This is a genomic window from Candidatus Latescibacterota bacterium, assembly GCA_020633725.1.
GTDB lineage: Bacteria > Krumholzibacteriota > Krumholzibacteriia > JACNKJ01 > JACNKJ01 > VGXI01.
Map to the genome: position 1 here is coordinate 276,109 of JACKDC010000004.1, position 12,514 is coordinate 288,622.

Annotated in this window: 8 protein-coding genes; 1 reads left to right on the forward strand and 7 read right to left on the reverse strand. The window is 72.3% G+C overall.

The annotated features are described in order from the left end of the window. Complete coding sequence (locus H6693_10925; GenBank protein ID MCB9516696.1) at positions 1-1,392, reverse strand: MFS transporter; 1,392 nt, start codon at positions 1,390-1,392, stop codon at positions 1-3. Positions 1,393-1,746: 354 nt separating this feature from the next. Between H6693_10925 and H6693_10930 the strand changes: the two genes are divergently transcribed. Continuing rightward, the gene (locus H6693_10930; protein ID MCB9516697.1) at positions 1,747-3,603 is read left to right on the forward strand and encodes a hypothetical protein; all 1,857 of its coding nucleotides are present in this window, start codon (positions 1,747-1,749) and stop codon (positions 3,601-3,603) included. A 269-nt stretch (positions 3,604-3,872) separates the two neighbouring features. Here H6693_10930 and H6693_10935 read toward each other — a convergent pair whose 3' ends face one another. Genes H6693_10935 through H6693_10960 form a run of 6 tightly spaced genes read right to left on the reverse strand, consistent with a single transcriptional unit; the run spans position 3,873 to position 12,474 of the window. Next, the gene (locus H6693_10935; GenBank protein ID MCB9516698.1) at positions 3,873-6,515 is read right to left on the reverse strand and encodes a BatD family protein; all 2,643 of its coding nucleotides are present in this window, start codon (positions 6,513-6,515) and stop codon (positions 3,873-3,875) included. Next, the gene (locus tag H6693_10940; protein MCB9516699.1) at positions 6,512-7,303 is read right to left on the reverse strand and encodes a hypothetical protein; all 792 of its coding nucleotides are present in this window, start codon (positions 7,301-7,303) and stop codon (positions 6,512-6,514) included. The genes H6693_10935 and H6693_10940 overlap by 4 nt, the downstream gene beginning before the upstream one ends. Beyond that, complete coding sequence (locus H6693_10945) at positions 7,285-8,337, reverse strand: VWA domain-containing protein (protein ID MCB9516700.1); 1,053 nt, start codon at positions 8,335-8,337, stop codon at positions 7,285-7,287. The genes H6693_10940 and H6693_10945 overlap by 19 nt, the downstream gene beginning before the upstream one ends. Beyond that, entirely contained in the window at positions 8,334-9,326 is a 993-nt protein-coding gene (locus H6693_10950) for a VWA domain-containing protein (protein MCB9516701.1), read from the reverse strand. Before H6693_10950 ends, H6693_10945 begins: the two co-directional genes overlap by 4 nt. Next, positions 9,326-11,485, reverse strand: a complete 2,160-nt coding sequence (locus tag H6693_10955) for a DUF58 domain-containing protein (protein MCB9516702.1) — start codon at positions 11,483-11,485, stop codon at positions 9,326-9,328. The genes H6693_10950 and H6693_10955 overlap by 1 nt, the downstream gene beginning before the upstream one ends. A gap of 5 nt (positions 11,486-11,490) precedes the next feature. After that, a complete protein-coding gene (locus tag H6693_10960; GenBank protein ID MCB9516703.1) occupies positions 11,491-12,474 on the reverse strand; it encodes an AAA family ATPase in 984 nt (327 codons plus the stop codon). Between the last annotated feature and the right edge of the window lie 40 nt (positions 12,475-12,514).

Consider the following 12,514-nt stretch of genomic DNA (forward strand, 5'->3'; position numbering starts at 1 on the left):
TCAGCGGCGCCGGACCATGCGCGTTGCGAGCGTCGCGATCCGCACCTTCGCGTACTGCTGCAGCGTGTAGAGCGCCTCGGCCGTGGACGGCACCTCGGGCTCGGCGATCCACAGCAGCGGGACCAGCGCCGTCCAGCGCAGCAGCCCGGTGAGCCCAAAGAGCACCTGCTCGCTCTGTAGCTGCAGCGAGCCCAGCGCGAGCGGCGGCGGCAGGAAGGCGCCCGACAGCAGCATGGTTGCCATCATGGCGAGCCCCGCGCACGCGCCGTAGACGCCCGAGTAGGCCTGCCGCCGTTCGGGCGGCGCGATGGCGAGCACGAAGTTCGTCCCCACCAGGCCCGCGCCCGCCCACATCGCCCCCGAGAAGAAGGCCTCCACGAAGAGGATCCCGTAGCTCCCCGCGCTCACGAAGAGCCAGGCCTGGGGGATGAACCCGCCCATCACGATCGAGATCGCCATGGCCGTGCGGTTGCCCAGGCGGTCGACGATGCGTCCCCAGGCGTGCAGCGAGAGCAGCGCTGCCACCGTGCTGATGGTCGCGTAGATCTGTATCTGCACCAGCGGCATGGCGAGGTTGGCGATCATGAAGGGCTGCCAGAAGGGCGCGCCCACGCCGATGGCGAGCATCCACCACACGGTGAAGAGGATCAGCCGCCGAAAGTTGGGGTCGCCGAAGGGTGCGAGCAGCAGAGTGGCGGCGTTGTCGGTCTCGATCGCCTTGGGCAGCTCCGGCTGCCGCCAGAGCAGGAACTGGCCGACGACGCCGATCAGCGACGCGCCGGCGAATAGCGCGGCGAAGATCGGCAGCAGGTTGGCCTGCGTCGCCCAACCCGGCCGCGCGACGAGCGGCCAGTCGCCGGATGCCTGCACGCCGTCGAGCAGCAGGCCGAGCAGCGTGCCCGTGGCCGTGCCGGCGAGCAGCAGCCACTGCGAGCGCCGGGCGAAGAAACGCCCGCGGATCTCGCGCGGGATGAGATCGCTGATCCACGCCACCCAGACGTTCGCGCTCACCGCCTGCGTCACCGCGCTGCCGAGGAGCAGCACGAGGAAGAGCGCCAGCGCCGCGCGGGCGGGCAGCAGCAGGGCCAGCACGCCGAAGCCGCCCACGAGCACGCGGCTCGCCAGCGCCCAGCCGACCACGGTGCCCTTGCGCGCCGTGCGCCGCCGCGTGAGCAACGCACCGAGCGGCTGAAAGAGCAGCGCGAACTGGCCGATGGCCGCCAGCAGTCCGAACTGCAGCGGACTGGCGCCCAGCAAGACCGCGAACTTGGTGAGAAAGACGCTGCCCGGCGCCGCCACCGTGAAATGGATCTGCGCGAGCAGCCCCTCGGTGGTGGAGATGCGCGTGGTCCGGACGACCAGGGGATCGCGGCGTGGATCGTCCTGCTGCAAGTTCACGCTCCCTGGCGCCAGGCCGCCGCCAGCGTCCTGCGGGGGACGGCGATGGCCATCCGAAGGCGAGCTTAGTATGAGAGCCTGAAGATGGCCATCGCCGTCCTCGGCACGCTGCGGCGCGCGAGCTTCGAAGCGCGAGCGTAAAGGGGGGCGTCTGCCGCCGCAAGCACGCCCCTTGCATGACCGGAGTCGTCCGTGGCGGCGCAAGACGGGCCCCCTTCCCAAGTGCAAGCCATCCAGCAGCTTGCCGGAAGCGCCCGCCGCCGGGGCGGAAGCCGGCGATCGGTCCCACACCGCCGGCTGGACGAAAAGCGTCCACCGCCCTCGCCGCCCGCGCCAGGGGGTTCTCCGGTGCCGGCTCGCCAGCGACTCACCCGCCTCGCCGTCCTCGTCCTCTTCGCGCTCGTTCCGCTGCTCGGGATGAGCCCGACCGTCGACGCCAGCGCCGAATCCCCGTCGGGGGAGGCCGCCACGCCCGCCGTGAAGGCGCCCGACAGCGCCGCGCTGCTGGCGACGCAGCTCCAGGCGGAGCTCACGCGCCTCGGCGAGAACACCGCGGCCTTCGCGCGCAATCCGGTCTTCCGCCAGCAGGAGCACTGGTACCGCCCCTGGCAGGAGAATGCGATCGTCCTGCTCATGGATCGCGCGCTGGACAACTTCGACAACCTGCTGCTCACCGAGCTGGTGGATCTGCGCGGGCAGCTGGTGGCCGTCAATGCGCACGACGGCCAGGAAGCGCCGCTGTCCACGCACCTCCTCTATCTCGAGGACTACGGCCGCCGCCCCTGGTTCACCGCCATGGCCGGCGCCGGTCCCGACGCCGCGCCGCGTCTTGATGGCCCGCTGGCCGACCCGGACGTCTCGCGCATCTACCCGGGCGCCGCGCCCTGCCTGCGCGTCACGGTGCCCGTGACCGTGGACGGCGAGGTCGTCGCCCTGCTCAGCCACTGCCTGCGCTTCGCGCCGCTCAGCGAGAAGCTGTCGGCGGCCATGGCGGCGCCGGGCGCCGCACCGGGCCTCACGCTGGCCCTGCTCGCCGCCGACGGTCACCTGCTCGCCGGCACCGTGCCCGGCCTCGGCGTCAGCGAGAGCGCGCTGCACGAGTATCCCGTCGAGGCGCCGGGCATGAGCCCCTGGGTGCTGCGCGCCTACCTGCCGCAGACGGCGGGCTGGCGCAACAAGCTGGCCGGCATGCTGCCGCCCCTGCCCGACACCGCCACGCTGCTGCGCTGGCCGGGCCGCATCTTCGCGATCACGGGGACGCTGATCCTGCTGCTGCTCGGCGCCGGCCTGCTGCGCGCGCGGCGTGCGGCGGTTCGTCCGGCGAGTCCGGGCCGTCCGCCCATGGCCGTGCCCCGCGGTCCGCTGACGCCCGCCGAGAAGGCCCTCGAACTGCTCAACGCCTCCTTGGGCGCCATGCTCGGCACGCTGCACGCGCTGGCCGGCGGCAGCCAGGACCTGGCCGAGCGTCGCCTCGATCCCGCCATCGCCAGCGGGCCGGGCTCCACGCGCGGCGCCCTGCGCCGGGTGGCCGGCCTGCGCGAGCTGCTGGGCGGGCTGGACAAGCACGTGACGGGCTGCCGCGAGGGCGGTCTCGCCGCGCCGATGCGTCAGGCCGTGGACATCTTCGGCCGCGTGGGTCGCCAGATGGAGGCGCTGGTCGAGCCGCTGCTCGAGACCGAGCGCCGCCTGGCGAGCCTTCCGCGTCACGGCCTCCGGTCCGGCGCGGAGCTGGACAACTACCACGCGCTCAGCGCATCGGTGCACCGCACCCTCGGCGTGATGAGCGCGCTGCAGGGCGCGCTGGGACGTCTCCCGCGCAAGGTCCTGCGCGGCGAGTGGTCGCCCGGCGAGGCCGGCGCCAGCGACTGGCAGCGCGTCGTCGACGAACTCCACGAACTGCTGCTGCTGCTCGCCCGCCAGGTGGGCGCCACGCTCAAGCTCCTCGAGCTGATGCCCGCGAGCGCGGGATCGGTGATCGAGGTGCGCGACGTGAGCGCGGCCGTCCTGGCCGGCCGGTCGGCGCTGGCCGCGTCGGCGAGCGTCGGCGGGGCGGCGACCGTCGTCCTGGGCGGCGATGGGGACGGTGACTCCGCGGCGGCGGCCGAAGCGACCGCCGAGCCCGAGCCCCGCTATCACGAGGCGGCCGCCAGCGCGGCGGCGCCTTCCACCCCACGCTTCGAGGTGCTCGGCGGCAGCCGCAACTAGAGCTTCATGTTCCTCCCAAGCCCGCCCCCGGGGGCGAGTCGGATCTCCAGGGTCCGAGTCGCAGTCGGGGGCGGGTTCTCGCTTGCCTGCCGTTTTCTCCGCACTCGCCTCTTGACCTAGCCTCAATGATACTATACATTAGCATCCTATGCAAGGGGTAAAGTCCCGGTTTTGTGGAGGTTGCACGGCAGCGCCTGGCCCGCACCTCCCGCCCCCGGGGGCGAGCAGGACCACCGGGTCCGGTTTTTCGATGGGGACGTCCGCGAGCGCTAGAGCGACGCGAAGCTGCCCTGGGGGATCCAGCCCTCGAGCTCGTCGCCGAGGTGGACGCGGACCCAGTTGCCGCGGGTCTCGTCGATGCGCAGTTCCGCGCCGGCGTGGATCTCGAAGAGTGTGAGGAAGTCCGTGCCGGGTCCGCTGGTCACGGACACCGTGGGCGAGAGGAGCACGGCCTCGCGGCCGCTCCAGTCGGTCCACTCCACGGCCCAGGCGGCGACGGACACCAGCGGCAGCAGCACGGCCAGTGCGATCAGCACGACGCGCAGCCGTCGCCAGGCGACGATCCGCAGCAGGCCCAGCAGCAGCAGCGCCGTGCCCAGCCAGAGCAGCACGAGCCCCAGCGCGGCGAGCTCGCCCGGCGAAACGTGCTGGCGCAACCAGCGCCACGCGCCGCTCCAGGCGCCGCCGCCGGTGCTGCGCGTGTCGCCGTCGGGTCGGCGAGAGCGCGCGAGGGCGAGGTTGTCGCGGACTTCGCTGTCGCGTGGGGCGAGGCGCTGCGCGCGACGGTAGTCGAGGATCGCGCGGCCCAGGTCGCCCTGCTGGTAGTAGGCGTTGCCGAGGTTGTACCAGAGATGGCTGTCCTCCACGCCTTCCCGCGCGAGGGACTCCCAGATGCCCGCCGCGGCCTGGAAGTCGCCGGCCTCGTAGCGCGCGGCGGCGTCGGCCATGCGCTGCAGCGTGTCGTCGGCGGCGTGGGCGGGCCGAGGCGCCAGCGCCAGCGCGAGCAGGAGGAGCGGCAGCAGGCCGCCCAGCAGGCCGGCGCCCTTGCGCGCCGGGCGCGTCTCGCGGTCGAGACGCGGCAGCAGCGCGCGGGCCTGCTCGAGCAGCGTCGCCATGCGCGCGCCGCTGTGCTCGGCTGCGCCCGGAGCGTAGCGCGCGAAGTCGCAGGCGTCGAGCAGTCGGCGCGTCTCGGTGCAGGCCTCGTCGGAGGCGCCCGCGCGGCGCAGCGCGCCCTCGGCGACGTCCCCGGTCAGGCCCGCCGCCGACAGCTTCAGCCGGTCGGCCAGGTAGCCGCGCAGGCCGCTGGCCAGCTCGGCGCAGAAGCCGCCGAAGTCGCCCGCGGCGTGAGCCTTCTCCGCGGCGCGGAGACGTTCCTCGGCGCTCTTGCGCGCGCCGCGCGCACGGAAGCCCGCCGCGTCGGAGAGCTGCGCGTCGCGGCGGCGACGCCAGAACCAGGTGCCCGCCAGCAGCGGCCAGGGCAGCGCCAGCGCGGTCCAGAAGCCGGCCGAGCGGGGGAAGCGGGCGCCGTCGCCGGCGAGCGGCGGGTCGGTCTTGATGTGGTGGATGTCCCTGCCCAGCAGCTCCACGCGGTCGGGCGTGAGGTCGCTGAAGACCACGGGTTCGCTGGCCTCCGTCTTGCCCGGCGCCACCTGCAGCGTGACGCCCTTCGTCTCCACGCTGCGATAGCGGCGCTGATCGGGGTCGAACCAGGAGTAGCTCACGCCGGGCAGCGAGAGCTCGCCCTCGCGGCGCGGCACCACGACGCGGGTGTAGCGCTTCTGGACCTGGATGGCGTCGCCGTCCACCTGCGTGTCGCTCTGCAGCTCGGCGTCGTAGGCCTTGAAGTCGACGCCGGGATCGTAGTCCGGCTCGGCGAAGGCGCGCGGATTGCCGAAGCCGCTGAGCGTGAGCGTCACCGTGATCGGCTGGCCGACGGCGTAGGGGCCGGGGTCCGTCTTCAGGGACACGCTGAACTGCTGCGCCACGGTGCCCTTGAAGCCGGCGGGGCGGCCCGCGTCGGGCAGGGGCAGCACCGTCACCGGCACGGGCGGCGTGCGCAGCACCTTCTCGGGGCCGGCGTCGAAGGCGAAGAACTCGAAGCGGCTGCGGTCGCGCAGGCGCAGCTGGATCTGCGCGGGGCCGATCTCCAGCTGGCCCGGCTCGCTGGGGAAGAGCGCCGCGCGCAGCTCGGTGGCGGCGTAGTTGACGCCGTCCACCTGGCGGTAGCCGCTGATCTCGTCGCCGAGGGGTTCGGACCAGAAGCCGGTGAAGTCGGGGGCGCCGTACTGCGGCTGGCCGATGAAGCTCACGGTCGGCCGGCGATAGAGCGCGAAGTGATGCGTGAGCTGCTGGCCCACGTAGACGGAATCCGCGTCCACCCAGGAGCGGATGAAGACGTCGCGGTTGCCCGCCGTGGCGCTCTCCTGCTGCACTGGCGGCGCGCTCGGCTGGCCGGCCGGCGGCACGCCCGCCTGCGGGGCGCCGGAGGTCGCGGGGCGCACGTTGACGCGCATCGCGCGCGTCTCGTAGATCTGCCCCTTCACGCGCACGGGGACGGCCGGAATCGTGAGCTCGCCGCTGCGCAGCGGCACCAGCGTGTAGCGGTAGGTCTTGCTGCTGCTCGCCTGGCCGTTGACCCAGGAGAAGTTACTGGAGCTGGAGCTGCCCACGAGGCCGAAGTCGTCGAGTTCGGGCAGCTCGGGCGCATCGCTGCCGCGCATCGCGCCGGAGACGACGATGGTATAGTTGAAGGACTCGCCCTCGCGGATGATGCCGCCGTCCAGGGTGGCCTCCACCTGGACGTCGTCGGCGAGGGCGCGCACGGGCCAGGCGCCTGCCACGGCGGTGGCGAACAGGACGGCGAGGCAGAGCGCCGGCGCCCTCCGCGTGATCCGCTCCAGCGTCGACATCACCAGTCCTTCTCCACGTCCGGGTTGCGCGGCTTCAGTTCCTTGCTGCGCTCGGCCTGCAGCTCCTTCTCCTCCTCGAGCATGGCGTCGAGGAGGCGCTGGGCGTCCTCGGGGCTCATCTGCTCGGTGTCGTCGGGCGCGGCCTGTTCGAGCTGATCCTGCTGCTGCTGCTCCTGCTCCTGCGGCTGCTGTTGATCCTGGGGCTGATCCTGCGAGTCGGGCTGCGGCTGCTGATCCTGCTGGCTCTGATCCTGCTGCTGCTGCTGATCCTGATCCTGGTCGCCCTCGCTCTGGTCCGGTTTCTCGCTCTGTTGCTGCTGCTCCTGCTGCTGCTCCTGCATCTGCTTGAGGACGATCTCGTAGTTGTGCCGCAGCTCCATGTCCTCGGGGTCGAGCAGCATGCCGGCCATGTAGGTCTGCAGCGCGGGCTCGAGCTGTCCCGAGGTCGCCAGCGCGTTGCCCAGATCGTAGAGCGCGCCGGCGCGCGCCTGGGGCGTCTCGGCGAAGCGCACGGCCTGGCTGTAGGCGGCGAGGCCTTCCTCCATCTGGTTCGAGCGGGCGAGCGCCCCGGCGAGATTCTGCTGGAGGACCGGGTTCTCGGGCCGCTTCAGGGCCTCCTCGCGGTAGATCTTCGCCGCCTCGCCGTAGTCGCCCTTCTCCACCAGGGCGTTGCCCTTGGCGTTGGCGCGCACGGTGGCCAGCGGCGCCTTGGGGACGGCGGCGTCCTCGGCGTGGACCGCGCTCGCCCCCGCGAGCGCGAGCGCAGCCGCGACTAGAAGCGGCCGGACCATGTCTCGTCCTCCTTGCGGCGCTCGGACAGCGCGAAGTCCAGGCCCAGCGCGGCCAGGGCCAGGGCCACCACGATCGGGTAGCGCTCGATGGGCTTGCGCGCCTGGCGGCCGGTGAGCTCGCGCGTCTCCATGCCGGAGATCGTCTCCTTGAGATGGTCGAGCTGCAGATCGCCGCCGCCGGACTCATAGTAAGCGCCGCCGGTCGCGGCGGCCACCTTCTGCAGCGTGGTGCGCGCGAGGCGCGTGAAGACGGGCTTCCCCGCACGGTCGCGCAGGTTCTCCTTGAGCACGCCGGTGTCCGGGTCGCGCAGCGGCACCGTGAAGCCCTCGGGCGTGCCGACGCCGATCGTGAAGATCACGACGCCCTCGTCTGCCGCCTCCTTGGCCGCCGCGAGCGCGTCGCCCTCGTGGCTCTCGCCATCGGTGACCAGGATCAGCACCTTGAAGCGCTTCTCGCGCGTGCCGAAGGCGGCCAGCGCGCGGCGGATGGCCTTGTCCAGGTTCGTGCCCGGCACCGGGACGCTGTTGACGGTGATGCCGTCGAGAAAGATCGAGGCCGCCGAGGCGTCCAGGGTCAGCGGGCAGCTGGTGATGCTCTCGCCGGCGAAGGTCACCAACCCCAGCCGGTTGCCGCGCAGAAGGCGGAAGAGGTCCTCCACCTCGCGCTTGGCCGCCTCGAGCCGGTTGGGCTTGAGGTCCTCGGCCAGCATGCTCTGGCTGGTGTCGAGGGCGACGATGACGTCCAGCCCGCGCCGCTTGACCTCCTGCAGCGTGGAGCCGATCTGCGGCCGCGGCAGCGCGAGGAGCACGAGCCCGAAGCCCAGGGCGAAGAGGAACACCTTCCAGCGCAGCCGCGCCGGATCGAAGCCGGGCACGAGTCGCGCCAGCAGGCCGGCGTCCGCCAGGCGCCGCCGCGCCTTTGCCCGCGCGCGCCCGGCGACCCAGAGCAGCAGGGCCGCCACGGGCAACAGCCAGAGCAGCGCCAGCAGGCGCGGTTCACCGAAGCTCAGGGCGAGCAGGGGCAGCCGGGTCATGGCGCCCCCCGCAGGACGAAGCGCGCGATCAGCATCTCCAGCAAGAGCAGCAGCGCGGCCGGCAGGAGGAAGGGCAAGCTGGCCTCGTGGTAGTCCACGCGCTCGATGCTGCTCACCTCGGTGCGCTCGAGCTGGTCGATCTCGTCGTAGATGCGCGCCAGCGACTCGGTGCTCTGGGCGCGGAAGTAGCGCCCCTTGGTGAGCGAGGCGATCTCGCGGAGGGTCTTCTCGTCGAGGTTGCTGGTCACGTACTGGTAGCGCTTGCCGAAGAGCATGTCGTTGACGGGATAGGGCACCTGCCCGTCCTTGCCCACGCCGATGGTGTAGATCTTGATGCCCATCGCCGCCGCCGCCCGCGCGGCGGTCACCGGGTCGACGCTGCCCGCGTTGTTGTCGCCGTCGGTGAGCAGGACGATCACCTTGCTCTTGGCCTCGGTCTCCCGCAGGCGGTTGGTGGCCGTGGCGATGGCGCTGCCGATGGCGGTGCCGTCCTCCACCACGCCCATCTTCACCTGGACGAGGAACTGGTCGAGCAGAGCGTGATCCAGGGTCAGCGGACACTGGGTGAAGGCCTGGCCCGCGAAGACCACCAGGCCGATGCGGTCGTTCTCGCGTTTCGCGATGAACTCCGCCGCCTGCGCCTTCGCCTCCTCGAGCCGGTTGCGCGGGCGGAAGTCCTCGCCCTTCATCGAGGTGGAGACGTCCAGCGTCAGCACGATGTCCACGCCCTCGCTGGTGACCTCGCGCGTGTGCGTGCCGGACTGGGGCCGCGCCAGCGCCAGCACCAGCAGCACCAGCGCGGCCACGCGCAGCACCGGCGGCAGAAAGCGCAGGTGGACCCGACCGCGCCCGGCCTGCCGACGGTGAAGTCCGGCGTCGGACACCGTGAAGACGAGATTCTGCCGGCCCCGCTGCCGCCAGCGCCACAGCACGAGCAGCGCGGGGATGACGAGCGCGGTCAGCGCCCAGGGGTAGACGAAGCGCTCGATCATGCCGGCGCCTCCGCGGGGCGGGGGGCGGCGGGGTCGTCGCCGGGCGCGTGCTCGGCCGCGGGCGGCCGCGTCGCCATGACCAGTCGCTTGGCCGCCTGCATCGAGGCCTGGCACTCCGCGCGCGTGGGCTCGCGGCGCGCGAACTTCACCAGGTCGCCGCGCTCGAGGTCGTCCATCAGCGGCTCCACGAGGGTGGGGTCCAGCTGCAGGCGCCGGGGCGCGAAGGGCGAGCCCTCGAGGGCGTCGCGGATCTCGTCGGTGGTCCAGTCGGCGAAGGGCAGCGCGTAGTGGCGGGTGAGATAGCGGCGCACGATCTGCGAGAGCTGGAAGTAGTACTCGGCCCAGGCGCCCTGCCCCGGGAGGTCGGCCTGCGCCAGCGCGTCGAGGGCGGCGAGGGCCTCCACGTCGGCGGGCGTCGGCGGGACTTCCGGCGCGAGGCGGCGCGCGCGACGCCGCAGCCACCACCACAGCGAGAGTGCGGCGGCCAGCAACAGCAGCAGCCCGGGCAGTCCCCAGCGCGCGAGCACGGGTGCCCAGTCGGCGCGCAGTGCGCCGGGCGCCTTCCAGTCGTGGAGCGCGCTGCTGTCGGGGCCCGCCGCGAGGGAGCTCACGCAGGCGAGCTCCAGCGGGTGCGTGACGAGCGCGCGCGGGGCGTCGTCGCCGGCGAGCCGGTAGCGGAAGGTCTGGCCGGGGATCTCGAAGGTGTCGGGGACGGTCACCGTGAAGGGCAGCTGGTAGACGAGCGTGTCGGCCCCGGCGCCGCGCAGCGTGTCCGCCTGCACGAAGTCGTGCAGGGCGAGGCGCTCGCCGGCGGCCTGCCGGGCGGCCAGCGCCTCGGCCTGGTCGACGTCGCCGGTGCGGGGCAGCGGCAGGATCCGTCCCGGCGCGCCGAGGTCGAAGGCTAGGCTGTCGAGCGCGGCGCCCTCGGGGAGCACGACGCGCCAGCGCAGCGCGTTGGGCTGCCCGATCGCCTGCAGGTCGCGCTCGAGGCGGGTGTCGATGCGGAGGCCGTCCGCGTCCACCTGATCGAGACGCGGACGCCCCGCCCCGGTGAGCTGCGCCAGCGAGGGCAGCGCGAGGGAGTCGAGCGCCGCGCGCGGAATGATCGTGAAGGACGGCGCCTGCGCTTGCCCCGCCGGCCCCGGCTGTCCCTGCGGCATCGGCGGCGCCTGCTGGATCTGCGCGCGGGTCGGGCTCGTGCCCGCGGCCAGGGACGCCGCCAGCAGGGCCGGCAGCAGCCAGCCGCGCGCGCGGCCGATGCCCTTGGCGAGACGTTTCGCGCGCTTGCGGAAGAACTGCACCAGCGGGCGGGCGCAGTCCTCGGCGGGGTCGAGGCGGATTTCGTCCACGCCGTTCTTGCCGCAGAGCTGGCTGAAGCGCGCGTCGCGCGCGGCGGCCTCCTCGGCGAAGTGCTTGCGCACCCAGCGATTGCTCGTGTCGAGCCAGACGCGCTCGCCGCTCTCGGCGTCGCGGACCTGGAGCAGGCCCACGTCGGGCAGCTCGCCCTCCAGACGGTCGCGGATGTTCAGCGCCACCAGGTCGTGGCGGCGCGCCGCCAGGCGCAGGGGCGTCTCGAAGTCGGGGGCCATGAAGTCGCTCACCAGGAAGACCACGGCCTTGCGCTTGAGCAGGCGGCGCACGGTTTCCAGCGCGCCGCCGAGGTCGGTGCCGCTGCCCTCGGGCTTCACGTAGAGCAGCTCGCGGATGATGCGCAGGACGTGGCGGTGGCCCTTCTCCGGCGGGATGTACTGCTCCACGCGATCGGTGAAGATCAGGCAGCCCACCTTGTCCTGGTTGCGGATGGCGCTGAAGGCCAGCACGCTGGCCACCTCGGCGATGACCTCGCTCTTGAGGCGCTCGCGGCTGCCGAAGAGGCCGCTGGCGCTGGCGTCCACTACCAGCAGCACGGTGAGTTCTCGCTCTTCGCGATAGCGCTTGATGAAGGGCCGGCCCATGCGCGCGGTGACGTTCCAGTCGATCGAGCGCACCTCGTCGCCCGCGGCGTACTCGCGGACCTCGTCGAACTCCATGCCGGTGCCCTTGAAGACCGAGTGGTACGCGCCGCCGAAGAGGTCGTCCACCCGGTGGCGGGTGGCCAGCTCGATCTTCCGGACCTTGCGCAGGATCTCGGGGGGTATGCGCTCTTGCTCGGCCATGGAGCCTAGGGAACCTCGACTGTGTCGAAGATGCGGCGGATGACGGCGTCGCTGTCCAGCTCCTCCGCCTCGGCCTCGTAGCTGACGATGATGCGGTGGCGGAGCACGTCCAGGCCCACCTTCTTCACGTCCTCGGGCGTGACGTAGCCGCGTCCGCGCAGGAAGGCGTGCGCGCGGCTCGCCGCGGCGAGGAAGAGCGTGGCGCGCGGGCTCGCGCCGTAGCTGATCAGCGGCTTGAGCGCGCGCGACGGCTCGCGCGTGGCGAAGACGAGCTCGATGATGTAGTCCTTCACCTTCTCGTCCATGAAGATCTCGCTGACGAGCTTGCGCGCCTCGAAGATGCGCGACAGTTCGATCACGGGCGTGACGCGGGGCTGCTCCATCCCGCCCATGCGCGCCAGGATCTCCTTCTCCTCGCCGCGGTTCGGGTAGTCCACCTTGACCTTGAGCATGAAGCGGTCGACCTGCGCCTCGGGCAGGGGGTAGGTGCCCTCCTGCTCGATGGGGTTCTGGGTGGCCAGCACGAGGAAGGGCTCCGGCAGCGGGTGGCTCTCCGCCCCCAGCGTGACCTGCCGCTCCTGCATCGCCTCGAGCAGCGCGCTCTGAACCTTGGCGGGGGCGCGGTTGATCTCGTCGGCCAGGATCAGGTTGGCGAAGATGGGCCCCTTGCGCGTGCTGAAGTCCCCGCTGCGGGGGTCGTAGATCTGGGTGCCGAGCAGGTCCGCGGGAAGGAGATCGGGCGTGAACTGGAGCCGCCGGAACTGGGCGCGGATGGCGCCGGCGAGACTGCTCACGGCCAGGGTCTTGGCCAGGCCGGGCAGGCCCTCGAGCAGGACGTGCCCGTTGCAGAGCAGGCCGATGAGCAGACGCTCCACGAGGTAGCGCTGGCCGACGATCACCTTGCCCAGCTCGTCGCCGATCTCCCTGAGGAAGCGGCTTTCCCGCTCGACCCGTTCGTTCAGCACGTCGATGTCGTAGTTGCTCTCCATGACGGCGCAGTCCCCTGTCTGAGCTTAAGTGTTTGCCATT